Genomic DNA, 25,715 nt, shown 5'->3' with positions numbered 1-25,715 from the left:
TCCTTAGTGCCGCTGGTTGATCAAAAGATAAAGAAAGAACGGTGTGCCCAGCACCGCGACAAAGATCCCCGCCGGCAGGTCCAGCGGCAGGAACAGGGTGCGCCCGATCAGGTCGGCAAGCATCACCAGGTTGGCGCCGACCAACGCCGCCATCACCGCCTGCCCGGCAAAGCCCGGGGCCACCAGGCGCTTGGCGATGTGCGGCGCGATCAGCCCGACAAAGGCAATCGCCCCGCCCCAGGCCACCGCCGCCCCGGCCAGGGCCACGCTGACCAGCAACAGGCCGGCGCGCAGCCACTGTACCCGCACGCCGATGCCCTGGGCCAAGGCATCGTCCAGTTGTTGCACCCGCACCTGGCGCGCCAGCCACACCAGCAACGGCAGGATCGCCAGCAACCAGCCGGCCAGGGCCCGCGGCTCCGGCCAGCTGGCACCGTAGACGCTGCCGGTGAGCCAGACATAGGCCGACAAGGTGGTGGTCAGCGGGCTGAACACCAGGACAAAGGTGGTCACCGCCGCCAGCAGAGCCGACACCCCGACGCCGATCAGCACCAGGCGCAGCGGCGAGGTGCCCTGCTTCCAGGCCAGCAGGTAAATGGCCAGGGCCGCCAGCCCGGCGCCGAGCATTGCCGCCAGTGGCAGGAACTGCGGGCCCAGCAGCAACGAAAAGAACGACAGGTACAGCACCGCCGCGGCACTGGCGCCGCTGGTGATGCCCAGCAGATCGGGGGACGCCAGCGGGTTGCGGATGATGCTCTGCAAAATCAGGCCGGACACCGCCAGCGCCGCGCCGACCAGGGCCGCCAGCAGCAGGCGCGGCAGGCGCAGTTGCTCGACGATGAACAGCAGGCGCTCGTCGCCGCCGCGCCACAGCAGCTCCAGCACGGTCAGCGGCGACAGGTTGAGCTTGCCCAGGGACAAGGCGCCGAGCATCACCAGCGCCGTCGCCAGCACGGCCAGCAACAGCCGCCACAGGGTCGCCAGGTCGATACGCCGCGAGAAGCTGGCGGTGCGCAGGGTCAGGGTGTTATTCATAACGGCCTCCGCGACGGGCCAGGAAAATAAAGAACGGCGCGCCGAACAACGCGGTCATCACCCCCACCGGCACCTCCTGCGGCAGGATCACCAGGCGCCCCAGGGTGTCGGCCAGCAACAGCAGGATCGCCCCCAGCACCGCGCACCCCGGCAGCAACCAGCGATGGTCGATGGACAGGCCCTTGCGCACCATGTGCGGCACCAGCAGGCCGATGAAACCGATGCTGCCCGCCAGCGCCACCGCGCTACCCGCCAGGCCGATGATCAGCACGCTCATCAGCCAGCGGATCAACCCGGTGCGCTGCCCCAGGCCGATGGCGATGGCTTCGCCGGCGTTGAGCACATTGACCTGCCCGGCCAGCAGCAACGCGCCGAGCAAGGCCAGCGCGACCCCCATCAGCAGCGGCGCGGCCAGCCCCAGGTCACGCTCGGACAACGACCCGGCGAGCCAGAACAGCACGGTGTCCAGCCCCTCCTCGTTGACCACCAGCAGCGCCTGGCTGAAGGCGGAAAACAACGCGGTGATCGCCGCCCCCGCCAGGACGATGCGCAGCGGGTTGAGGCTGCCCTGGCCGCGATTGCCGATCAGCCACACCAGGCTGCCGGCCAGCGCGGCGCCGATAAAGGCGCACCACAGCCACTGGCTCATGGACGACAGGGCAAACAGCGACGAGCACAGGATGATCGCGAAGGTCGCCCCGGCATTCACCCCGAACAACCCCGGCGATGCCAGCGGGTTGCGGGTCAGCGCCTGCATCAGCGCCCCCGCCACCGCCAGGCTCGCACCCACGGCGACGGCCATCAGGGTGCGCGCCAAGCGACTGTTGAAGATCAACTGCTGGCCGGCGCTGAGGCTGTCCGGTTGCAGCAGGCCCTTGAGCAACTGCGACGGTTCGATCCAGGTCGCCCCGGCCGCCAGGCTCAGGCCTGCGCACAGCAGCAGGACGACCAGCGCCAGGCCGAGTTTCAGCCCACGGCTCATGAAGACGCCACCAGGCGGGCAATGTCGTCGAGCATCAGGTTGGCGCCGAGGATCCCTCCGGAGAAACTCCAGGCGATGCCATCGACCCGCCACACCTGCTGCTGTTGCACGGCGCGCAGCTGCTGCCAGAACGGGTAATGCACCAGCCGTTCATAGTTGTGCTGCACCGCCTGGCTGTCGCGCTGGAATACAAAAAACAGGTCGGCATCGACCACGGGCAAGTTCTCTTTGCTGGTGAGTTTGATATAGGTGCCCCGGGACTCGCGGGCGACCGGGTTCCAGGCGAAGCCCAGCTCCGTCAGAACCGAGCCGGCGAAACTGCTCGGCAGGTAACTGCGGATGTGGTCTTCACGCACATCCAGCACCGACACCGTGGGCGGCCAGCGCCCGGCGAAAGTCACCTGCAACTGCTCGCGCAAGCGCGCCACCCGCTGCTGCCATTGCCCCAGCAGGCTGCTGGCCTGCTGCTGGCGGTTCAGGGCCGCGCCCATCAACGCCAGGGTGCGCTTGAACTCGAAGACTTCCTCGAGCATCAGCACCGTGCCCATGCGTTCCAGCAGCGGCGCGATGCGCTGGTGGCGAAAACGCGAGGCGACAATCACGTCCGGCTCCAGCAGCACGATGTCCTCAAGGCTGGGCTGGGTTTCCAGGCCGACATGAGGAACATTCGCCAGCGCCGGGCGCAAATAACGGAAGGTCGGCTTTTCGCTCGACGACTCCACCACGCCGCAGGGCGTCACGCCCAGCGCCACGGCGCTGTCGGTGGCGCCCTGGAACAGGGTGACCAGGCGCAGCGGTTCGGCGCGGGCGATCCGTGGCAAGGCCAGCAACCCCAGGGACAGGCGCAACAGCGTGCGCCTGCCGGGATGGATCAGCGGGTCAGGCATCGGGAGCCAGCCGCTGGAACGGGTTGACCACCTCGCCCTTGCCGAACGGCATGCTGCCCGGGCCGCCGGCGCGTTCGATCATCGGCGTCAGCAGCAGCTTCTGCGGCCAGCGCGGCGCTTCGAACAGCTGGTGCCTGATCATCGCCCGCGCCTCGTCGTCGAAGTCGATGCTCTGCAGCAGAGCGTCCAGCACCTGGCGCAAGGTGCGCCACAGTGCAGTGGCCGGCACGGCGTAGACCTGGGCCAGGGTGTCGATGATCGCCCGCACGTTGACCTGGATCGCCAGGGTCTGCAGCCAGAACAGCAGGTCCTCGGGACGCTGGTGGTACAGGGTGTTGGCGTGGCCCTTCTTGATCCGGTATTCCGGGTCGGCCATGCCGTTGCGTTCCAGCCACGGCACGAAGATGCGCAGCGAATCGTGGTCGCGCAGCAGCAGGCCCTGGGCCTGGCCGGCCTTCCACACCAGCACCGCGTTCTGCCCGTGCACCTCGCCGAGCATGCCGAGGCGGAACATCCGCAGGTTGACGTCGAAGAAGCGCTGGCACAGCTCGCCGAACAGGGTCAGCACCGAAGCCTGGGTCACCGGCAGTTCGCGGTACTGCATCCACTCATCGAAGAAGTGCCGGTTGCTGCCGGGCAATGGCGTGCCCAGGGCGGCCATCGGCAGCAGGCGGCAGTCCGGGTCGTCGAGCAAGGCTTGTGGGTAACCGCGGACCATCGCCGACAGGTGCCGCGGCGCCTCGTCGAACAGGGTCGCCTGGGGCGGCATGAAGGCCCACCACTTGCTCTCGTCGCATAGGTACAGGCTCTGATCCAGCACCGGATCGAGGCGTCGCACCTGATGCAGCAGCGCTTCGCTGAGGCCGCCGTTGATCATCTTCACCGCCGGCAGGTAGCGCGAGGCGCCCAGGGAATAGATGGCCATCGGCAGCTTGAGGTAGTCGGCGCTGGCGAAACAGGGGGTCATCGAGCGCAGCGACGAGGTGGCGAATACCGTGGCCTCGCTGAAGTCCAGGCGCTGGCAGTCGCCACGGGCGAAGGCATCGCCCAGTTGCGCCGGCAACACATGCTCGAACTGCCACGGGTGCACCGGCAAGGCCACGTGGCTGTCGCCAATGCCGCGCTCGCGCAGCTCCCCGGCCAGGCGTTCCTGCAAGGTTTCCGGCAACAGGTAGCGCGCCGGGTAGACCTGTTCCAGGTCCGCCACGCCCGCGCCGCATTGCAACAGGCTCTTGTGCACCGCCACCCAGTTCAACGCCACCGGCCGGGCGAACTCGGCCTGGTACTGCTGGTATTCGGCCTGCAGCAAGCCCTGCTTGGCCTTGGCCAGCGGGTGGTACGGACGATCGCGCAGCGAAGCCCACTGCTCCATGGTGCGGAAAAAGGTCGCGCCGTCCTGGGCCATCAGGCCCTGGTGGTCGACCCGGTGCTCCAGGGACAGGGCGGTCTGCCAGACGCTGATATGCAGCACTTCGAGGAACAGCGTCAGGCCCTTTTCATTGTCCTGGAAACGCGGGCCCATGCCGGTGAACACCCGGCGCATGAAATCCACCGGGCCCAGCGCCGTCCAGCGCTGCTCCTGACGGGCCAGAACCTGCGTGCCCGGAACCTTTTCCCACTGCTGGGTGATGCCCGGGCGCAGGGCGATGCTGATAAAGCGCTGTTCCTGGGCGTCGCAGCACCATTCCCAGATCCGCTGCTGCCCATCCGCGCCTTCAAGGGTTGGGGCTTCGAGGGCTGGCGCTTCGAGGGCTGGCGCTTCTGGATGGGCCTGGCGCCATTGGCTGGCGGTCAGCAGCGGCAAGGGTTCGCGGCCAAAGAAGTCTTCGGCGAGCAGGCAATCGATCAGGTCCTGCATCACCAGCTCGGCGGCCATGGTTGTGAAGTTCATCGGATTATTTTCCTTCTAGAAAAAGGGGGGCCAACCTGGCCTGGAGAGCACGAAAGGCAATGCCGCGTTCGTCGCCGAGGACAAAGGCCCGGACCCCGCGCTCGCGCCAGCGTCCCAGGTCGCCCTGCTGTCGGGGAATCGCGCAATACGGCACGCCGGCATGGTCCGCCGCCTGCCAGCTGTCGAGCAGGGCCTGCTGGACCGCCGGCTGGTCGATCTGCCAGGGCATGCCGAGGGATTGCGAGAGATCGGCCGCGCCTTCGAGGATCATGTCCAGGCCCGGCACCGCAGCGATCTGCGCGGCGTTACGCACGCCGGCGGCGCTTTCGATCATCGCCACCAGCATGATCTGTTCGTTGGCCTGCCCCACGTACTGCGCCAGGCTGTGCTTGCCGAAACTGCCGGGGCGCCCGGCGTTGAGGCTGCGCTGGCCCAGCGGGTGGTATTTGCAGGCGGCAATCGCCGCCTGCAACTGCCCAGCGGACTCGATCATAGGCAGCACGATGCCCTGGGCGCCGCCGTCGAGCAGGCGCAGCATTGTCTTGGGGTTGAGGTCGGCGACCCGCACCAGCGGCGTCAGCTCGTAGGCTTCGGCGGTGCGGATCATGTGCTCGACGGTTTCCGGGTTGATCAGCACGTGTTCCATGTCGATGATCACGAAGTCGAACCCGGCCTCGGCGATCAGCTCGATGGCCGCCGGCGCCGGAATCGAGCTGATCAGCCCGTACACCGTTTGCCCGGCCGCCAGTTTGCGTTTCAGCTGGTTGCTTCTCAGCATGCTTGCGGCCTGTAGGCATGGAGTGGATTGGGCACCGACTTGAAGCGCCGCTCGCCGTCGCCCAGCAGGCGGCGCTTGGTCAGCTCTTCCACCTCGTAGCTCGGCGCGAACACGTCGAACAGGCCGAAACGGTCGCGGTGCTGCGGATGGGCGTCCTGGTAGTCGAGGATTACTTCGGCGGTCATTTGCCAGAACTGGCCTTCGTCGAGCTGGTAGTGCTGGCGCAGGAAGATCGCCATCTCCGCCAGGCAGATAAAGAAGAAGCAGTCGCAGGAGAAATCCCGTACCGCGTTGACATCGTCGGTGAGAATGAACGAGTTGCGATTGAGCTTGGCGTGACTGGCCGGCAGCGGCACCAGCTCCGGGCACAGCTCGGGGCGCGCCAGGTGCGCCGGCGAGTAGCGCACGCCGTCGTGGAAGTCCTTGAGGGCGATGCGCTGCGGCCAGCCCTGCTTGACGATCAGCACGATGTTCTGGCCGTGGGATTCCATGCCGATGCCTTCGGCGTAGAGCATGTGGATGATCGGCGGCACCGTCACCTGCAGCAGCTGGCGGGTCCAGGCCTGCAGGCCGTACTGGCGGATCCAGGCGTCGATGAACGGCTGCTGCGGCCCTGTGCCGTAGCGGTTCTCCACATGGCTCAGGCCGTTGAACGGCACGGCCTGCTCGTCCGCCTTGAGGTACTGGTGGAGGCTTTCGCGCCAGATCGCCCCCAGGGTGCCGTAGGCCTGGGGACTGCGGGACTCAGGCAGGTGCTGGTAGTCGAAGCTGACCCCGGCCACCTCGCCGAGGATCACGAAATCCAGCTGGCGCGCGGTGCTGTCGCTGGCGATCAGCTGTTGCAGCCAGTCGGTGATGATCGGCCCATTCAGCACCGTGTGCCGGGCCAGGATGCGCGTGCTGGAGGTGTTGGTCATGCTCATGGCCAGCTTGAGGTACGGCCGCTGCTTGGCCGTGGCGTTGGCCAGGGTGCGGATCGACTGCTGGGCCTTGTACTCATCAATCGAGGTGCCGAGGTGGATCAGCTCGCCGCTGAGCAGCTCCGGGTAGAAGGTCGGGACAATCAGGTTTTCCCACTGCCATGGGTGCACCGGCAGCAGCTGGTAGTCGTCCAACGCCCTGCCCTGGCTGGCCAGTTGCTGCTCGACCTGCTGCCAGCGCTCGGCGCCCAGCTCCTGGCGGATAAAGGTCGGGAAGTCGAGTTTCTGCGAATGGTTGAGCGAGGCCCGGTTGCGCGCGACCGCCAGCCACACCACGGCGATCGGCGTGGCGAACTCCGGGCCGTAGGCCTGGTTGTCCGCCAGGGAAAAGCCGATGCGCGACTTGTAGCACGGGTGGTAGCTGTGGGCGTCCATGAAGTGCTGCTCCAGGGCGTCCACGTCCAGCTGGTGGGCCGGCTTTTCGGCCTGGTAGCCCTGGCTGCGCGCTTGCAGATCCTTGAGCTGGGTCTGCTCCAGTTCCTGGATGAAACGCCCCAGGTGCGGGCTGTCCTGGTAGTCGCCGAGCAGCTCGGCCAGGGCCTGGTGCAGGTCCGGCACGCTGCGCTGGCCGCGGCTGTCGAGGCGTTCCAGGCTGGCGGAATCGAGGCGGATCAAATCGAAGCTGGCGCTGAGCAGGCCGTTGCAGTGGTACTCCACCCGCTGCTGCTGGCCGTCGATGCCGAGCACCACGAAACGGCGCTGGCCGCTGTCATGACCGTGCGGGCCGCCCTCCAGCGGCTGGCTGTCGAACGGCAGCACGCCTTCATACAGCAGGGTCTGCAACAGCTGGCCGACCACCCGCTGCTGGACTTTTTCGTCGATACGCCCATCCACCGTGGCCAGCCAGGCACCGGGACCGGAGGGCTGGCTTGAGGTTGTCGAGATTGCAGTCGCCATGTTCATACCTTGTGCGAAGAAGGGTTAACGGTGTTCGAGCGCGCCGGGCACAGCCTCGGCGGTCTCGTCGGAAAGGGGAAAACGCCAGGCGCAGGGCAACGCCAGCAGGATCAGCAGGCCGGTGGCCACGAACACCTCGCTGATGGCGGATGACATGCCCGCCTGGGCCTGCACGCCGCCATCGATCAGGCGGAACTCCAGCCACAGCGAGGCGATGACAATGCCCAGGGACGACACCAGGCGCCGCGAGATGTTGTTCATCGCCGCGCCCTGGGTGACCATCGGCTCGGGCAAGGCATTCAGCCCGGCGGTGGTCACCGGCATGTAGGACAGGCCCAGGCCGGCGCCGCGCAGCATCATCAGCGCGAACACCAGGCCGATCGCCGCATTGGCCGGGAGCAGGCCCAGGGCCAGGGTCGACAGTCCGGTCAGCAGCAGGCCGATGGACACGACAAGACGCGGCCCGTGGCGATCCAGGGCGCTGCCGCCCATGCGCCCGAACAGGCTGGCGAACACCGCCGTGCAGAGCAGCGCCAGGCCGGTCCAGATGGCGCTGTAGCCGAGCACCGTCTGCACCAGCAACGGCAGCAGCACCAGGCACTCGAACATGCCCACCGACTGCACCACGGCGATGATCACGCTCAGGCGGTAACCGCGCAGGGCGAAGATCCGCAGGTTGAGCAGCGGCGCCTCGCGGCGCAGCTCCAGGCGGACAAAGGCCGCCAGGCACAGCAGCGCCACCAGCAGCAGGCCCAGATTCAGCGGATTGGCCAGCGCGGCGGCGTGGTGCAGACGACTGATGGCGATCATCAGCAGGCCGATGCCCGAGGCGATCAGCAGGTAGCCGGCCAGGTCGAACGGCTTGCGCTCGGCCGGCTCGGAGGCCGGCAAGACCGCAAGGCCCATCAGCAGCGCGACGACGCCGATCGGCACGTTCATCAAAAACAGCGAGCGCCAGCTGAACCACTCCAGCAGCAGGCTGCCGCACAGCGGGCCCACCGCCGGCGCCAGCATCACCGCCGCGCCCCACAGGCCGGTGACCCGGCCGCGCTCGTCCTTGGCGTACACCGAAAAGATGATCGCCAGGGACAGCGGGATCATCAGCCCGCTGGCGATCCCCTGCACCACCCGCGCGGCAATCACCAGGGCGATGGAATCGGCCAGGGCACCGAGCAGCGAACCGCCGATAAACAGCGCCACGCCCCACAGGTACAGGCGTCGCCGGCCCAGGCGCTGGCTGAGGAAACTGGTCAGCGGCATGGTCATGCCCATGCTGGTCATGAACGCCGCGACTATCCAGGTGGCCATCAGCGGGCCGATGGCGAAGGCCTGCATGAACGCCGGCAGCGCCGGGTTCAGTGAGCTGTTGTTGAGGCTGACGGTCATAGTGCCAAGCAGCACGTTGACCACCACCCAAGCGCGCGGTGCCTTGAAACTCACAGACCGGCTCCTTCGAGCAATTCACCCTGGCGCAGGAAGTGCTGCGCCGGCCGTGGATGACAGAGGAAATCGGCGTGGGAAATGTTGTAGCCATAGGCCCCGGCCATCGGCAGCACCAGCAGGTCGCCGACGCTGACGCCCTTGAGCGGCTGGGCCCGGCTCAGCACATCCTTGGGCGTGCACAGCTGGCCGACCACGGTCCAGGCCTGCTCCGCACTGTGCGCCGGCTGCGGCGTGCGTGGCAGGTGAATCAGCGGGTGGTCGTGGCTCTGCGCCGCGGGCAGGCGGAACTGATGGGTGCCGCCGCGGCACACCAGGAAGTGCTCGCCATGGCTGGTCTTGGTGTCCAGCACCTCGATCACGTAGTAACCGCAGAAGGCGCTGATAAACCGCCCAGGCTCGAAGCGCAGGATCGGCGCCTCGCTGCCCTGCTCCGCCAGCCGGCGTTCCAGGTAGTGGCACAGGCGCTGCCAGTCGAACTGCTGGCCGCTGAGGTAATCGACGCCGATGCCGCCGCCGACATTCAGGTGGGTCAGTTGCTCGGGGTGCGCCGCCAGGGCCTTCCACAGCGGCCAGCGTTGCAGATAGAAGTCCAGCAACTGCTCATGGCGCTCCACCGACTGCTGGTGGGACATGGCGTGCACATGGAAACCCTTGAGGCGCAGATGGCTGGCGCGGTCGACCCTTTGCACCGCCTCGGCCAGCTCCGCCTCGTCGATGCCGAACGGCGTGGCGGTGCCGGCCATGGCCAGCCGGCTCGACTGGTTCTGCGGCAACTGCGGGTTGATGCGGATGAATACCGGCTGTACTCGCCCGGCTTCTTCGGCCAGGCGTTGCAGGCGCTCGATCTCGTTGAGGCTTTCCAGGTGCACCGCTTCCACCTGATGGGCCAGGGCCGCGCGCAGGTCGGAATCGAGCTTGCCCGGGCCGGAAAACACATAGGGCTTGCGGGTCGGACAGGCCACCACCCGCTCGATCTCGCCGCCCGAGGAAATCTCGAAACCACTGACCAGCGGGGCCAGCGCCGCCAGTACTGGCGCCTCGCTGTTGGCCTTGATCGCGTAATACAGCTCGACCCCGGCCGGCAACGCCGCCATCACCTGGCGCACATGGGCCTGCAAGGCATCCAGATCGTAGATAAAGGCCGCCAGCGGGTCGGCACTGCCGGCCCGGGCCAGCTCGATGGCGCGCAGGACCGCCTGGGACAACTCAGCCATAACGGGCCTCCTCGCTCCACGGCGAACTCAGGCTGACGTAGCCGGCCTGGCGGTCGGCCTTGGCGGCCAGGCGCACCTTGAGGTTGGTCTTGCAGGCGATCGGTTGGCCGGCGATCAGCGCGTCCAGCTCCGGCGCCGGGCGTACCAGCTCGTCACGGATGCGCCGCAGTTGCTGCTCGACCCGCTGCCACATCAGCGGCGCCAGGTACGGGCGTTCCCAACTCAGGGCCAGCACCGCTTCCGACAGGTTGTTGATCAGCAGGCAATAGGTGATGCGGCTCCAGCCCTGCTCGCGGGAGTACAGCAGCGACTGGCGCACCCGCGGGTGCAGGCCGACCTCGATCTGCGCCATGCCCAACTCATCGGTGAGCTTGACCCCCTCGAAGTCCCGCAGCAGCAACTGTCGCGGCTGGCCCTGGTCGTGGATCAGCACAGTGTTCTGCAGGTGCGGCTCCATCACCACGCCGTGGTTGAAGAACAGCGCCAGCACCGGCCTCAGCAGCAGCGCCTGATACTGGTCGAACCAGTCCACCAGCTGCTCGTCCGCCAGTTCGCGGGCGTTGAAACCTTGCAGGAAGTCATGCACCAGCGGCCGCGAATGGATGTCGCGGGCGAACAGGGTGCCAGCCATCACGCTGCGCTCGGCGCCGGCGCGGCGGCAGAAGTTCTCCCGCAGGATCGCCCCGGTCTGTTCGCGGAACCAGTGGGCGTCGGCTTCGCTGGCCTGGGCCGGCGCCCAGCTCATGGAGCCCGGCTCGGCCACCGCCGACAAGCCGCCGAGGGTCTCGGCCTGGGTCCGCTGCAGGCGCTGGAACAGCTGGTCGATGATCAGCGTGCTTTCCAGCTCGTACCAGGCGTTCTTGCGCACGCAATTGGTGATGCGCACGTTCAGCGAGCCCTTGATGAAAAAGTCGTGGTCCTCGATGTACCAGGTGCGCATCGAGGCCGTCGGGCTGGCCACCGGCCCGGTGGCCCCATGGTCGATCACCTCGCCCAGCTCCAGCAGGCGCTGCACGCGGCGGTCCTGCATGAACAGCTCGGCCTGCACCGGGTGCATGCAGATCATCGCGTGCCCCGGGCGCGCCCGGCCCTGGTCGGCGAAACCGGCCATCACCTGCTCCTCGCTGAGGCCGCTGGCGGTCACCCGCAGGCCCTGGCGCGGCACCTCGAACAGGTGCAGCGCGGTCTCGGCCTGGAATTCCGGGGCATAGGTTTCCTGGGCCAGGTGTGCCGGCCACAACCGCGCCTTGGGCGCCGGATGGTTGGGGTGGCCGAACCACAGGCCCTGCTCGCTGGCCAGGTAGCCGCTCAGCGGCGCCGGGCCCTGGCCGTCCATGTTGTGGGCGACGATGGCGGCGGTCAGCGACTGGCTTTGCAGCACCTGGTCCAGCAGCTCGTCGTTGCTGGCCCGGGTCATGTGCTCGCAGGCGCCGAGCAGTTGCTCGACGAACTCGGCAAAGGCCAGGCAGCGCCAGGTCTCGCCTGCTTCGCGCCGGGCATACACGTCCGACAGGTAACGGTGGCTACCCAGGTGGTCGCGGCGGTCGACCATGACGAAGAACTGCTGCCGGTTGGGCAGGTCGATGGTCAGCGGAATGCCCTTCCATTCCAGGCCGTCCAGGTAACTGCCGGGGGCGATGCCCTGCATCTGTGTCGGCCAGCTGTAACTGAGGCAGTTTTCCGGCAAGGCGAACTCTTTGATCAGGCAATTGAGCAAGGCGCGAGTGGTCGCCAGCTCACTGACCATCTTCGATAAAACATGCTTTGATAAAACATCGCGATCTGAATAATTCATACATGCTCCACAGTAGCCCGTGCGCTCACTGGCTGCGTACTGTCGCGGCAAATAGTTAGTTGCTCTTCGGCCATACCGAAAGCCGACAGATAGCCGTCGAACGAACTCGTCCGCTTGCACTTTCCTGCAACCTTGAACAAGAAAAACCTGTCGCCTGACAGTTATTCAACCAAGACTTAAAAGTGTGAAAAACGACACACTTTCATCGAATACGCTTCACTTCAAAAACAGCACGTCAAGCACGTGCCTGCAATAAGGCGTCCGCCATTGCGCGAGTAAATCGCTGGATAACTTGCTGGCACTGTTCGTCGTCGATGACCAGCGGCGGCAACAGGCGGATCACATTGCCGCGGCGCCCGCCGCGCTCCAGCAGCAGGCCCTGTTTGAAGCAGTGCTGCTGGATGGCCACGGCCAGGCCCGGGTCCGAGGGGAAATGCCCGTGGCGGTCGGCCGGCTGGCGTTCGTCGACGATCTCGATGCCCAGCATCAGGCCACGCCCGCGCACCTGGCCCAGGGCCGGATAGCTCGGCTGCAAGGCCATCAATTGCTCCTTGAGCCACTGCCCGCGGCGCTCGGCCAGGGCCGCGATGTTCTGCTCGCGCAGCACCTGCAGGGTCGCCAGGCCCGCGGCCATGGCCATCTGGTTGCCGCGGAAGGTGCCGGCGTGGTTGCCCGGCTCCCAGGCATCGAATTCGCGCTTGATGCCCAGCACCGCCATCGGCAGGCCGCCGCCCACCGCCTTGGACATGACGATCATGTCCGGCTCGATGCCGGCGTGCTCGAAGGCGAACATCTTGCCGGTGCGGGCAAAGCCGGCCTGCACCTCATCGAGGATCAGCACGATGCCGTGCTGGCGGGTCACTTCGCGGATCGCCCGCAGCCAGCTGGCCGGCGCGCAGTTGACCCCGCCCTCGCCCTGCACCGCCTCGAGAATCACCGCCGCCGGCAGCGACACGCCGCTTTCCACGTCTTCGATGAACTGGGTGAAGTAATGGGTCAGCGCCTCGACCCCGGCCTCGCCGCCGATCCCCAGCGGGCAGCGGTATTCGTGGGGGTACGGCATGAACTGCACGCCCGGCATCAGGCCGGCGATGGCGTGCTTGGGCGCGGTATTGCCGGTCAGCGCCAGGGCGCCGTGGGTCATGCCGTGGTAGGCCCCGGAGAAACTGATGACGTTGTGCCGCCCGGTATGGGTCTTGGCCAGCTTCAGCGCCGCTTCCACCGCGTCCGCCCCGGACGGCCCGCAGAATTGCAGGCAGTAGTCGCGGCCCTGGCCCGGCAGCAGGCTGAGCAGGGTTTCGCTGAAAGCGTCCTTGACCGCGGTGGTCAGGTCCAGGGTGTGCATGGGCAGGCCCGAGGCCATGAAACTGTCGAGACTGGCCATGATCGCCGGGTGGTTGTGCCCCAGGGCCAGGGTGCCGGCGCCGGCCAGGCAGTCCAGGTAGGTCTTGCCTTCGACGTCGGTGACCCAGACCCCATGCGCCTTGGCGATGGCCAGTGGCAACTTGCGCGGATAACTGCGCACATTGGATTCGAACTTGCCTTGCCGGGCCAGATAGTCGGCATTGGTCTTTTGCAGAGGACTAGTGCGCAATATGCCATCATTCAACATCTGTTCACCCTCGTTAAATTCGACATGCAAATTATTATCATTAATAAAAACACGCAACTACTTATTCAAACTTATTTGGAATAGTCGCATGGCACCTGCGGATATAAGTCAACTATCGCGCCCACGCCAAAAACCAAGTTGATAAACTTGGTGAAACGTCATTTATGACGTATGAAACTGCCATATTATTGCCATCTTTCCGACAACTTCATTAGTTGCCATTAAATGGCCAACACCTCATTCAAGAGGCGAGCAAGTTGATCAACTGATAACGGGCATACTTTCTTCCTCGACCAAAGGAACCGGTCATGACCAACACGGCGGTGCGCCCTTCCCTGTGGCGCCAGTCCGCATCGTTTCTTAGAAACCCACGGTTGCCGAAAGCAACAGGGTCCGTGGCGTCGCCAGGGTCAAGCCCGGCTCGCTGTCGTCCGAGGCCCCGGCCGAACTCCAGTAACGCTTGTCCAGCACGTTTTCGACATTGGCACGCAAGGTGATGTCCTTGTCGTCGAGCTTGAAGGCGTAGCGCGCGCCCAGGTCGAAACGCTCCCAGGAGTCGATTTCCTTGCTGTTGGCCTGGTCCAGGTACTGCGAGCTGGAATAGATGCCGCGCGCGGTCAGGGTCAGGCCCTGGACCTTCGGCACGTCCCATTCGGCCCCCAGGTTGACGTTGTACTTCGGCGTGGCCGGCGCGCGGTTGCCGTCGAAGGTGCCGTTGGTGGTGTCCTTCAGTTCGCTGTCGATGTACATCACCCCGCCCAGCAGGCGGAAGCCCTTGAGCGGTTCGCCGAACACGCTGAGCTCGACGCCGTCGTTCTGGCGCTTGCCGTTCGGGCCGAAGACCCGGGTGGTGGCGTTGGTCTCGTAGGCCGGCTGCTTGATGCGGAACACCGCGGCGGTCAGGGCGAAGGCCCCGGCGTCATACTTGGCACCGGCCTCGACCTGGCGGCTGATGAACGGCGGGAAGATTTCGTCTTCGTTGATCGAGGTCGACGGCGCGATCTTGCCCTGGCTCAGGCCTTCCATGTAGTTGACGTACAGCGACAACTGATCGGTGGCCTTGAACAGCAGGCCGCCCGAAGGCGAGACCTTTTCCTCGTCATAGGCGGTGTCGCCTTTGACGCCGTCGCTCCAGTCGTCGACCTTGACCCGTTGCCAGCGCGCGCCGAGGGTCAGCAGCAGGCGGTCATCGAAGAAGCCCAGGGTGTCGGACAGCGCCACACCGCTGAAGCGGTTCTCGGTGTAGACCTTGGGGTCGAAGCGCGTCGGCCGCGACGGGGTCGGCGTCGGCCGCGGGTTGTAGAGGTTGCTGGGAGACGCGGCATAGCGCGCGCCGCCGTTTTCGAAATCCATGTAGAAGTAGCTGGCCGCCAGGTTGACCTCATGGCTCACCGGGCCGGTGTGGAACCAGCTGCGTACGCCCGCCGTGGTGGTGCGCACGTTTTCGTCGCGGGTGAAGTCGCGCGGCTGCACGCTGAAGTCGCCGGCGTCGTTGGTGATCGACACGGCATGCCGGAGGAAGTCGTGGTTGCTTTTGCGCGCGCCGACGCCGCCGTACAGCATGATCGAGTCGTTGACGTCGTATTCGGCGTTGACCGTGCCGAAGGTGTCCTTGGTGCGTGCCTTGCTCCAGGACTGCGCATAGTTGTGCCGCACGTCATCCGCGTCCGGCACCTTGGCGTTAGGGCCTATCTGCACCCGTTCCTGGGGCGCGTCGGTGTCGCGCTCGGTGTGGCCGATGTCGGTCGACAGGCGCAGGCGTTCGCCACGGAAATCCAGGCCCAGCACGGCCATTTCACGATCGACGCTCTGGTGATCCCATTCGGTGTCGCCGGACTGCTTGACCGCGTTCAGGCGCACGCCGAACTTGTTGTCCTCGCCGAAGCGCCGGCCGATGTCCACCGCGCCGCCGAGCTGGCTGTCGGAGGCGTAGCTGCCGGTGAATTCGGTAATGGGCTTGTCGGTGGCGCGCTTGGGCACCACATTGATCCCGCCGCCGACGCTGCCCCGCGGCGAGATGCCGTTGATCAGCTGGGTCGGGCCCTTGAGGATGTCCACCCGGTCGGCCATTTCCATGTCGATGGTGTAGGTCGGCAGCACGCCGTACAGGCCGTTGTAGGCGACATCGCTGTTGAACAGGCTGAAGCCGCGGATGGTGAACTGCTCGTAACGGCCGCCCGCCGGGTTGGTGGCGCGCACCGAGGGGTCGCTGGCGATCAGGTCGCCGAGGGTCCGCGCCTGCTGGTTCTTCACCACCTCGCTGGTGTAGGTGGTCATGCTGAACGGCGTTTCCATGAAGTCCTTCGAACCCAGCAAGCCTTGCGAGCCACGGCGCGCCACCTGGCCACCGGCGAAGACGTCGCTGTCGGTCGCGCCGCTGGCGCCGAGAATCGAGGTCGGCGCCAGTTGCAGGCTGCTGCCTTGCGGCGCCGGGGTCAGGATGTACGCCTGCTCACCCACCGGTTGCAGTTGCAGGCCGGAGCCTTGCAGCAAGCGGGCAAAGCCCTCCTCCACCCCGTACTCGCCGGACAGGCCGCCGCTGTTGCGGCCGCTGACCAGCTGTGGGTCCACCGACAGGTTGACCCCGGCGAGGCCGGCGAAACGGGTCAGCGCGGCGCTCAGCGGGCCGGCCGGCACCTGATAGCTGCGCCGCGCGGCGTCGTCGGCCAGGCTGGCCTGGATGAATAACGGGCTGGAACTGAGTGTCAGGATGAGGCCCAACTGCAACAGTCCGGGGGAAACCGGACGCAAACGGTATGGCAATACTACGGGCATGGGAGGAAGCTCTCGTTTTTTTGTTCACTTACCTGGAATGACCGGCGAGGCGAAAAAAAGGGACAGGCTTCAGCCAATATTTTTTTGCGGGGTGTTTATCGGCGGGGTTTCTTTTGCCGAAGTCAGGGTGACCCAATAGCGGGTGCGCGAATGCACCTCCAGCGGCAGGCTGGCGGCCAGCAGCGACAGCACGCGGTCGGTGTTGTCGAGACGGAAGCTGCCGGTGACACGCAGGGCTTCCAGTTCCGGTTCCCAGCGCAGCAGGCCCGGGCGATAACGACCGAGCTCGCGCAGGAAATCCCCCAGGGGCTGGTTCTGCGCCATCAGCACGCCGTCGCGCCAGCCCGGCAACTGCGCGTCGAAGGCATCGATCTGGCCGGCGCCGTCCACCCGTAGCCGGACCCGCTGGCCTTCGCCCAACAGCAGTTGCGGGCCGAACAAGGGTTGCAGTTGCACCGAGCCGCTGACCACCGACACCCGGCAATCGTGTTCATTGAGGCGCACGCAGACTTCGCTGCGGCTGACAACGATGCGGCCATAAGGCGCCTGGATGGTCAGCGGCGCGCTGCCGGTGACCTTGAGCGCCATCTCGCCGCGCACCAGGGTCACCTGCCGGGCGCCCAGGTCGACGTTGACCGCGCTGGCGGTGTTCAACTGCAAGGCGCTGCCATCGGCCAGGGACAATTTGCGATGTTCGCCGGTGCCGGTCTGCAGGTCGGCGCGCCATACGTCCAGGGGCAGCTGGCGCCCCAGCAGCCAGGCGGTCGGCACCAGCGCGGCGACGCCGAGGGCGCGCTTGAGTACCGCGCGCCGCGACGGCTCGGGACGATCCAGGGTGGCCAGCGCCAGGGCCGAGGGCAGCGCGGAGAAACGCTGGCGCAGCAGCTGCGCTTTCTGCCAGGCGCTTTCGTTCTGGCTGTTGCTGTTGCGCCAGTGCTGCAGGCGCGCGTGATCGTCGGCGTTGGCCGCGCCGGACTCCAGCAGCGCCAGCCACTGGGCCGCCGCGCGGGCCACCTCGCGGGTTTCGCTGGACGGCGCCGAGCGCATCACAGCTCCACCAGCAGGCAATGTTCGTAGGCCTGGGCCATGTAGCGCTTGACCGTGCGTTCCGAGACGTCGAGGCGTTCGGCGATCTCGCGGTAGCCCAGCCCTTCCAGCTGGCTCCAGAGAAACGCCCGGCGCACCAGGGATGGCAGGCCGTCGAGCAATTCGTCGAGGGCTTGCAGGGTTTCCAGCAGCACCCAGCGCTGTTCCGGGGACGGCACGCTGTCTTCGGGCAGGCTGGCCAGCGCGTCCAGGTAAGCCTGCTCCAGTTTGCGCCGGGTGTAGAAGTTGCTCAGCAGGCGCTTGCCCACGGTCACCAGGTAGGCCCGCGGCTCGCGCAGGTCGACCAGTTGCTGGGAGCTGGTGAGCACGCGCAGGAAGGTGTCCTGGCTCAGGTCCGCCGCATCCCAGGCGTTGCCCATGCGCTGGCGCAACCAGCTCTCGAGCCAGCTGCGATGATCGCGGTACAGGGCATGTAGGCTTTGCTCCGGTGGCGTCGCTGCTTCAATCATGTCAAGAGCCCTGCGCGAAGGATTATTCAAATGAGACTGATTCTAATTAATATTCATAAGGCAAACCAAGTCCTTTCGTGTGATTGGGTTCTGGTTTTCGTCTGCTGGGGAACATCGGCGGGTGCTCTGGAACCATGGTCCCAGGGGCTGAAGAGATCCAGGTGAAGCACCCGGTCGGCTGCTGAAACAGCGCCCGGCCCCTTGCGGGCCGGGCACGATTGCGCGGTTTACACGCCCATCAGCGGGTCGCTGATGCTGTGCGCACCGGTTTCCAGGCGCCCGGCCAGGCGCCGCAGCCAGCCACCCTCGCCGCGCAGGGTCAGGTCGTACCAGCCGCCGCTGGCCTGGCAGGCGAACATCTGGTGGACCTCGCTGCGCCCGGGCACGTCGAAACGCCATGGCCCCTGATGGGTGTAGGGACAACGCTCGATGGTGATCGACACCGGCTCCTTGCCCGGGTTGCTCAGGGTCAGCTGCAGGTTGTTGCCACGGCTGAACATCGACACCTCGGGCTGACGCTCCAGCAGGTTGCCGTGGAAACTGCGGTGGAAGCCGTTAGGCCCCAGCAGCCACAGCTTGTAGCGGCCCGCGGTCTGCCAGCTGTCCTTGAGCTGCTTGCCCGCCTCCACCGTATAGCGACGGGGAATGTCCAGCAGGTGCAGGCGATCGTAGACATGGAACACCGCGCCCTGCTCGCCGCTGTTCTGCAGGCTCAGGGTCAGGCTCAACGCCTTGCGCTTGGCCTTGGCCTCGACATTCAGCCGATACGGCAAGGCTCGCGATGGCCGGGCCACGCGTTGCTGCTGCGGCAGTTGCTGGCGGCTGGGGTCCGGCAGCGGCACCTGGGCCAGTTGTTCCTGGCGTTGGCGCAAAAGGTCCGCGGCCTGGCGGGTGGTGGTGTGCAGCGGCGGGAGGATTTCGCTGTTGGGATTGACGAAGTTGAAGGCCGAGGTCAGGTCGCCGCACACGGCACGGCGCCAGGCGCTGATGTTCGGCTCGCGCACGCCGAAGCGCTTCTCGAGAAATTGCAGGACCGAGGTGTGGTCGAACGCCTGGGAGTTGACCCAGCCGCCACGGCTCCAGGGCGACAGCACCAGCATCGGCACTCGCGGGCCGGGGCCGTAGATGCCGCCGTCCGGACGCGGTTGCTGGGTGGTCCCCGGTGGCGCCGGGTGGGTGAACACCTCACTGTCGAAATCCACCGTGGACTTGCCGGCGAAGCTGCCGTCCAGGCGCCGTGAAGGTGCCGAGGGCGACGGCAGATGGTCGAAGAAACCGTCGTTCTCGTCGTAGTTGACCAGCAGCACGGTCTTGCTCCAGACCTCGGGGTTGTCGGTCAGCGCCTTGAGGATTTCCTGGGTGAACCAGCCACCCTGTACCGGGCTGGACGGCCCCGGGTGCTCGGAATAGGTGGCCGGGGCGACGATCCAGCTGACCTTGGGCAGCTTGCCCTGCTGCACATCGTTGCGAAACCCGGCGATCATGCCTTCCAGGTCGCTGCCGCTGCGCGCCGGCAAGGTGTTGCCGTTGCCCTTGTACAGCGGCACCCGGGCATTCAGCGCATCGCTGTACGGCACGAAGGCAGTGAAGTCTTCCGGCGGCTGCGCCGGGTTGCCGGCCGCCACGCTGGCGCGGCGGTACTGGCGGAAACCGGCCAGCGGATTGTCGCCGAAGTTGTCCGGCAGGTATTGGTAGATCTTCCAGCTGACGCCCCGCTCTTCCAGGCGCTCGGGGTAGGTTTTCCAGGTGTAGCCGACGTCCACTGCGCCCGGGCCGTCCCATTCGTTGACCACCGCCGCCACGTTGGCGCCGGTCGGGCCGTTGGTGCCGGTCCAGTGGAACAGGCGGTTGGGGTTGGTCCCGGCGTGCACCGAACAGTGGTAGGCATCGCACAGGGTGAAGGTGTTGGCCAGGGCGAACTGGAACGGCAGCTCCTGCTCGCGGTAGTAGCCCATGGACGTGTTGGTCTTGAAGGTCGGCCAGGCGCTCATGCGCCCGCTGCCCCAGGCCGCGTGCTCGTCGATCCACGAATGCGGCGTGCCGTTGACTCGCTGCGCGTTGCCCCGCGAGCTGTCCAGGTGATACGGCAACACCACTCGCCCAATGCCCTGCTGCTCCCACACCGAACGCTTGCCGGGCAGCGGGATGGTGAAGCGGTCGCTGAAACCGCGGACCCCGGGCAAGGTGCCGAAGTAATGGTCGAAGGAGCGGTTTTCCTGCATCAGGATCACCACGTGCTCGACGTCGCGGATAGTGCCGGTGCGGTTGTTGGCGGGGATCGCCAGGGCCTGGCGGATGGAGTCTGGCAGTAAGGTAAAGGCCGAGCCGATGGCGGCGGCCTGCATGAGCTTCCTGCGAGTGAGAGTAGGCATACGCGGTTGAATTCCTTGAAGTTACAGGGCGGGAAATAGCGACCCACGCAAAGTAGTGACCTCAAGTAACAAGCAAGTTACACGGCGGTTGCAGGCCGCGGTCAAGGCATTCATAGATCTTGATACAGCCGCATTAACTCTCTAAGTCGATGATTTTTAATTACATTTCTAAATAAAGAATATTTCGTGAACTTCATCCCGAGTTGCTCCTTGTATTCGGAAAAATCTGACGGTCTGCTTTAATCCTATTTGCACAATGCCACTACTTCAGTTTGCAAGGAGCAATCATGGACTCGACCCAGCACTACGAGGGGGAAAGGAAGCGCATCGAGAACCGCCGTACTGCATTGGGTCTCAAATACCTTGCCGCGCCGGCCGGCCAGCCTCCCAGGATCTGGGGGCTGGCGCTGTCCGGGGGCGGCATCCGCAGCGCCACCTTTTGCCTGGGGGTGCTGCAGGCGATGGCCCGGGCCAATGCGCCGGAACAAGCCAACCCACGACCGTCGAAGACACCGCAAGACAACCTCACCACCACCCTGCTGCCGCGTTTCGACTACCTCTGCACGGTCAGCGGCGGCGGTTATATCGGCAGTTTTTTCTCCAGCCTGTTCATCCCCAATCGCCTGCGCCGGGAGCAGGCCCAGGAGCGCGCCGAAGCCTCGCCCCTGTCGCCTGCCCAGCAAGCGGCCAGGACCGCGGCGGTCAACGCCTATCAGGTCCTGCACTACGAGCCGCCGGGACGTATCAGCACCCACACCGACTACGCCAGCGTCAGCGACAAAGACATCGGCAAGGGCCCCACGGCCTGGCTCCGGGAGAACGGCCGCTACCTGACCCCGACCGGCTCGGGGGACGCGCTCTACGCCCTGGCGATCACCTGGCGCAACTGGCTGTCGCTGCACTTTGTCATCGGCATGCCGATCGTCCTGATCCTGTCGTTGCTGATGCTGTTGCAAGTGAAGTACCTGCCCAATCTGTTCCTACTGCCCGGCGCGGTGTTCATCCTCGGCTTGCTGCCCTGCTGCCTGGCCTACTGGCTGGTGCTGCCGAAAAACAGCCTGAGCAACCCTCCGGCCCTGAGCAACCTGGCGGCCGTGGCTTGCACAGTGATGGCGCTGCTCTTCATCGGCATCTGGGCGCTGCTGCAACAGCCGGACGACAGGCCCAACGTGCGCCACCTGTTCCTCGGGTTCGCCGCCATCGCGCTACTGGGTATCGCCTACGCCTGGCTGCTGATCTGGCGCCTGAAGTACCGCACCCACAAGGCCAACGACGAAGACGGGATCTTTACCGTGCGCAACTACCGGGTCGAAGTCACCCGGGTGCTGTCGCAGATCATCATGGCCCTCGGTGCGCTGCTGTTCGCCGCGTTCCTGGTGTCGCTCTCCGAAACAATCTACCTGCACCTGCAGACCCTGACCCAGGGCTCCATCGGCACTCTTCCGCTGCTGATCTGGCTAGTGCGCCGCCTGGCGCTGTTGCGGGACGAGAAGAGCCTGCCAGACTGGCTGCGCCTGCTGCCCCTGGAGGTCATGAGCCTGGTCGGCGGCCTGCTGTTGCTGGCGGCGGTCTGCCTGGTGTGGATGCTGTTCGTGGTGTGGTTCGCTGCCGATGGCAGCTTCAACCTGCTGGAAAACGGGCATGTGCTGCGGCTGGCCCTGCTGGCCGGCGTGGCGGCGGCGCTGACCTGGGTCAGCAGCCGCTTCGTCGGTTTCCTCAATACCTCGTCGTTGCAGTCCTACTACAGCGCGCGCCTGGTCCGCGCCTACATGGGCGCCACCAACGGCAAGCGCTTCGACGGCACGCCCGAGCAACGGCGCAAGCACATGAGCGTGGCCGAGCCACTGAGCAACGACGACATCAGCGTCGAGCACTACTACGGCACGCCGAACGCCGGCCCGCTGCACCTGATCAACGTGACCATGAACCTCACGGTCGACCCCGCCGAGCAACTGGTGCAGCGCGACCGCAAGGGCAAGCCGCTGTGCCTGGCGCCGGGCAGCGTCAAGGGCGAAGGGGCCTTCATCCTCGATGGCAAGGTCTATCAGCGCGACCTGGAGAATATCCCCGCTTCGGAAATCGCCTACCCGCTGACCATCGGCCAGTGGATCGGCGTTTCCGGCGCGGCCTTCACCACCGGCCTGGGGCGCGCCACCAGCCTGGGCATGTCGCTGCTGCTGGGCCTGGCCAACGTGCGCCTGGGCAACTGGTGGCCCAGCCGCTTTATCGACGCTAAGCCGGAAAAGCCCAGACAATCCCCGGGCCTGAAGCTGTCGCGCTGGCTGCCGACCCAGACCTACCTGTTCTACGAACTGACCGCGCACTTCCACGGCCATCGGCGCGCCTATCAGTACCTCTCGGACGGCGGCCACTTCGAGAACACGGCGGCCTATGAACTGCTGCGCAAGGAGCGCCAGGTCGAGTTGATCGTGATGTGCGACTGTGGCTGCGATCCCGATTACCGGTTCGACGACCTGAGCAACCTCATCCGCCTGGCGCGCATCGACCACGGCCTGGAGATCAGGGAAGACGCAGAGATCACCGGGGACGATGTACTGGGCAAAGTGTTCGGGCGCATGGAGGACTTCAAGATCGCGCCGTCGCCGGCGGACCCGCATTGCGCGCTGCTGCTCAACGTCTACGCCTGCACCGAGCCGGACACCCTGGTCAGTCGCATCCTGGTGCTCAAGCCCCGGCTGATCCCCTCGGTATCGCCGGATGTGCAGAACTACGCGCTGATCAACACGTCCTTCCCCAACCAGCCCACCGTCGACCAGTTCTTCGACGAGGCGCAGTTCGAAAGTTACCGCCAGCTCGGCTTGAGCATCGGCCAGCAGGTCTTCGGCAAGGGGGGCAACGGCGATGCCATCGCCCAGGCACTGTGGCGCTACCTGCGCGACCACCCTGTGGGAAGCGCGCACGAGGATGACCAGCCCAAGCCGCCGCGTCCGAGCCGCAATGGCCAGCGCCGCCCTTCGGCAGACAGGCCTCCCCGCGCATGACACTGGAAATGGCGCCGACCCTGCGGGCCCGCGGTCAGGAACAGCTCAACGCTGGCCGCGGCGCAGGGTCTCGCTCGGCAGTTCCTTGAACAGCGCGCGGTAGCTGCTGGAAAACCGCCCGAGGTGCCAGAACGACCAGCGCATGGCCACCTCGGCCACGGTGGTTTCGTCCGGGCCGCGGCGCAGCAGTTCGCGATGCGCGCTGTTCAGCCGGCGCAGGCGCAGCCACTGGGTCGGCGCCATGCCGGCGAAGGCCTTGAACGCGCCTTGCAACTGGCGCAGGGAAACCCCGGCCACCTGCGCCAACTCCAGCAGGTTGAGGCTGTCTTCCGGGCCGTCCGCCGCCCACTGGGCCACCCGCTGCATGATCGCCCGCTCCTCGGCGCGCCGGCGCAGGCCGCCACCGTCCAGGCGCACGCAGGCGTTGTCGAGGATAAACAGGCAGTCCTCGAGCAACTGCTGGGTCAGGGCTTCGCGGCTGGGTGGGTCGAGGGTCTGCGACAGGCGGGTCAGGGTGGTGCTGAGCCAGCGGCTGAACAAGGCGTTCTGCCCGCAGTTGAGCGGCGCCAGGAACAGGCCGTCGAGGCGCTGCGCGTCGAGGCCATGGCCGCGGACGAATTCCGGGCCGAACACCACGGCGATTTCCTGGTAGTTCTCCGGGGTGATCCAGATGTTGCGGCTCTCGCCATTGAGCAGGTACAGGGCGTTGTCGCTGCGATCGAAACAGAACGCCAGGGAGTCCTGCGGCGCGCTGAAATTCTGCTCGACCCGGGTGTTCATGCACTCCTCGTAGATCTGCACCCCTTGCAGGTCCAGATAGCGCACCTGCCCGGCGAAATGCCCGGGCGACATCTGCTGGTAATGCTGCACCCAACCCGGGGTGGCACGGATCTGATCGGCCACATCGAAGGTGTTGAAGGCCTGGACCTGGAGAGCTGTAGACGCTGTCATGAAGGGACCTTGCGCACTCTTTTGGTGCGCTTTGGTGCTGCTTAAAGTGGATAGATGGAACCGCGAGGCTTGCCCAAGATAGTCGTCAACGCGCCACAGGGGAAGCCTTGATGGGCGACTCCAAGTGCTGGCGCGTCACCGACAATCATTGACGAGGTCCTTATGAATGCCCCTTTCGATCAGCTGTCTACCTGGCTGAAAGAACACAAGATTACCGAAGTGGAGTGTGTGGTCAGCGACCTGACCGGCATCGCCCGCGGCAAGATAGCGCCCACCAACAAGTTCCTGCATGAGCGAGGCATGCGCCTGCCGGAAAGTGTGCTGTTGCAAACGGTAACCGGGGACTTCGTCGACGACGACATCTACTACGACCTGCTGGACCCGGCGGACATCGACATGGTCTGCCGCCCCGACGCCTCGGGCATTTACCTGGTGCCCTGGGCCATCGAGCCGACCGCCATCGTCATCCACGACACCTTCGACAAGTTCGGCAACCCCATCGAGCTGTCGCCGCGCAACGTGCTGAAGAAAGTGTTGCAGCTGTACGCCGACAAGGGCTGGCAGCCGATCGTCGCGCCGGAGATGGAGTTCTACCTGACCCAGCGCTGCGAAGACCCGGACCTGCCGCTGAAGGCGCCGCTGGGCCGCTCCGGCCGGGCCGAAAGCGGGCGTCAGTCGTTCTCCATCGACGCCGCCAACGAATTCGATCCGCTGTTCGAGGACGTCTACGACTGGTGCGAAGCCCAGGGCCTGGACCTCGATACGCTGATCCACGAAGACGGCCCGGCGCAGATGGAAATCAACTTCCGCCACGGCGACGCCCTCGACCTGGCCGACCAGATCACCGTGTTCAAGCGCACCCTGCGCGAGGCCGCGCTCAAGCACAACGTCACCGCCACCTTCATGGCCAAGCCGGTGGCCGACGAACCCGGCAGCGCCATGCACCTGCACCAGAGCGTGGTCGACAGCGCCACCGGCAAGCCGATCTTCGCCGACGCCGAGGGCCGCATGAGCGAGCTGTTCCGCCATCACATCGGCGGGTTGCAGAAGTACATCCCCCAGGTGCTGCCGATGTTCGCGCCCAACGTCAATTCGTTCCGCCGCTTCCTGCCGGACACCTCGGCGCCGGTCAATGTCGAATGGGGCGAAGAGAACCGCACCGTCGGCCTGCGCGTGCCGACCTCCGGCCCGGAAGCCATGCGCGTGGAAAACCGCCTGCCCGGCGCCGACGCCAACCCTTACCTGGCCATCGCCGCCAGCCTGCTGTGCGGCTACCTGGGCATGGTCGAGGGCATCGAGCCGAGCGCCGCGGTGGAAGGCCGGGCCTATGAGCGGCGCAACCTGCGCCTGCCGATCACCATCGAAGACGCCCTGACCCGCATGGAAGAGTGCCCGACCATCGAGCGCTACCTGGGCAGCAAGTTCGTGCGCGGCTACGTCGCGGTGAAACGCGCCGAACACGAGAACTTCAAGCGCGTGATCAGCTCCTGGGAGCGCGAGTTCCTGTTGCTCAGCGTCTGAGGCCTGCGCGATTCGGGCGCTGCC

General features: G+C 66.0%; 17 protein-coding genes. 2 read left to right on the top strand and 15 right to left on the bottom strand.

The features are described from left to right. Window positions 1-3: 3 nt before the first annotated feature. The 14 genes from AC07VU_RS27660 to AC07VU_RS27595 form a co-directional block, all read right to left on the bottom strand. Entirely contained in the window at window positions 4-1,035 is a 1,032-nt protein-coding gene (locus tag AC07VU_RS27660; protein ID WP_277588772.1) for a FecCD family ABC transporter permease, read from the bottom strand. Further along, window positions 1,028-2,017 carry a FecCD family ABC transporter permease gene (locus AC07VU_RS27655; protein ID WP_274334401.1) on the bottom strand — a complete coding sequence of 330 codons (990 nt, stop codon included), beginning with the start codon at window positions 2,015-2,017 and terminating at the stop codon, window positions 1,028-1,030. The genes AC07VU_RS27660 and AC07VU_RS27655 overlap by 8 nt, the downstream gene beginning before the upstream one ends. Next, on the bottom strand, window positions 2,014-2,904 hold the full coding sequence (locus tag AC07VU_RS27650) for an ABC transporter substrate-binding protein (protein ID WP_277588770.1): 891 nt from the start codon (window positions 2,902-2,904) through the stop codon (window positions 2,014-2,016). Before AC07VU_RS27650 ends, AC07VU_RS27655 begins: the two co-directional genes overlap by 4 nt. Continuing rightward, window positions 2,897-4,795 (bottom strand): IucA/IucC family protein, encoded by a 1,899-nt coding sequence (locus AC07VU_RS27645; protein WP_495030843.1) that lies wholly within the window; start codon window positions 4,793-4,795, stop codon window positions 2,897-2,899. Before AC07VU_RS27645 ends, AC07VU_RS27650 begins: the two co-directional genes overlap by 8 nt. Window positions 4,796-4,799: 4 nt before the next feature. Next, window positions 4,800-5,573 carry an HpcH/HpaI aldolase family protein gene (locus AC07VU_RS27640; protein WP_495030842.1) on the bottom strand — a complete coding sequence of 258 codons (774 nt, stop codon included), beginning with the start codon at window positions 5,571-5,573 and terminating at the stop codon, window positions 4,800-4,802. Then, window positions 5,567-7,456, bottom strand: a complete 1,890-nt coding sequence (locus tag AC07VU_RS27635) for an IucA/IucC family protein (RefSeq protein ID WP_495030841.1) — start codon at window positions 7,454-7,456, stop codon at window positions 5,567-5,569. Before AC07VU_RS27635 ends, AC07VU_RS27640 begins: the two co-directional genes overlap by 7 nt. An 18-nt stretch (window positions 7,457-7,474) precedes the next feature. Next, window positions 7,475-8,890, bottom strand: a complete 1,416-nt coding sequence (locus AC07VU_RS27630; RefSeq protein WP_495030840.1) for a DHA2 family efflux MFS transporter permease subunit — start codon at window positions 8,888-8,890, stop codon at window positions 7,475-7,477. Continuing rightward, window positions 8,887-10,107 carry a type III PLP-dependent enzyme gene (locus AC07VU_RS27625; RefSeq protein WP_495030839.1) on the bottom strand — a complete coding sequence of 407 codons (1,221 nt, stop codon included), beginning with the start codon at window positions 10,105-10,107 and terminating at the stop codon, window positions 8,887-8,889. Before AC07VU_RS27625 ends, AC07VU_RS27630 begins: the two co-directional genes overlap by 4 nt. After that, on the bottom strand, window positions 10,100-11,902 hold the full coding sequence (locus AC07VU_RS27620; protein ID WP_495030838.1) for an IucA/IucC family protein: 1,803 nt from the start codon (window positions 11,900-11,902) through the stop codon (window positions 10,100-10,102). Before AC07VU_RS27620 ends, AC07VU_RS27625 begins: the two co-directional genes overlap by 8 nt. Window positions 11,903-12,137: 235 nt before the next feature. Then, window positions 12,138-13,514: a diaminobutyrate--2-oxoglutarate transaminase gene (locus AC07VU_RS27615; RefSeq protein WP_495030837.1), complete on the bottom strand. Its 1,377-nt coding sequence runs from the start codon at window positions 13,512-13,514 to the stop codon at window positions 12,138-12,140. Between the two features lie 360 nt (window positions 13,515-13,874). Then, window positions 13,875-16,289 (bottom strand): TonB-dependent receptor, encoded by a 2,415-nt coding sequence (locus AC07VU_RS27610; RefSeq protein WP_277588763.1) that lies wholly within the window; start codon window positions 16,287-16,289, stop codon window positions 13,875-13,877. A 69-nt stretch (window positions 16,290-16,358) separates the two neighbouring features. After that, window positions 16,359-17,336 (bottom strand): FecR domain-containing protein, encoded by a 978-nt coding sequence (locus tag AC07VU_RS27605; protein ID WP_277588762.1) that lies wholly within the window; start codon window positions 17,334-17,336, stop codon window positions 16,359-16,361. After that, window positions 17,336-17,845, bottom strand: a complete 510-nt coding sequence (locus tag AC07VU_RS27600) for a sigma-70 family RNA polymerase sigma factor (RefSeq protein WP_277588761.1) — start codon at window positions 17,843-17,845, stop codon at window positions 17,336-17,338. The genes AC07VU_RS27605 and AC07VU_RS27600 overlap by 1 nt, the downstream gene beginning before the upstream one ends. A 227-nt stretch (window positions 17,846-18,072) precedes the next feature. Continuing rightward, complete coding sequence (locus AC07VU_RS27595; RefSeq protein WP_037034589.1) at window positions 18,073-20,217, bottom strand: phosphocholine-specific phospholipase C; 2,145 nt, start codon at window positions 20,215-20,217, stop codon at window positions 18,073-18,075. 287 nt (window positions 20,218-20,504) lie between these two features. On the opposite strand from AC07VU_RS27595, the gene AC07VU_RS27590 reads away from it, so the two are divergent. After that, the gene (locus AC07VU_RS27590) at window positions 20,505-23,219 is read left to right on the top strand and encodes a hypothetical protein (RefSeq protein ID WP_495030836.1); all 2,715 of its coding nucleotides are present in this window, start codon (window positions 20,505-20,507) and stop codon (window positions 23,217-23,219) included. Window positions 23,220-23,264: 45 nt separating this feature from the next. On the opposite strand, the gene AC07VU_RS27585 is transcribed toward AC07VU_RS27590, so the two are convergent. Continuing rightward, window positions 23,265-24,170 (bottom strand): helix-turn-helix domain-containing protein, encoded by a 906-nt coding sequence (locus AC07VU_RS27585; protein WP_007925420.1) that lies wholly within the window; start codon window positions 24,168-24,170, stop codon window positions 23,265-23,267. 162 nt (window positions 24,171-24,332) lie between these two features. On the opposite strand from AC07VU_RS27585, the gene AC07VU_RS27580 reads away from it, so the two are divergent. Beyond that, window positions 24,333-25,691, top strand: coding sequence for a glutamine synthetase family protein (locus AC07VU_RS27580; RefSeq protein ID WP_053261308.1), 1,359 nt, complete (start codon window positions 24,333-24,335; stop codon window positions 25,689-25,691). The last annotated feature ends 24 nt before the right edge of the window (window positions 25,692-25,715 follow it).

The organism is Pseudomonas sp. GW821-FHT02B10 (assembly GCF_059421865.1).
Note: the sequence above shows the minus strand (reverse complement) of the source record. Positions and strands in the feature narration are given on the sequence as shown.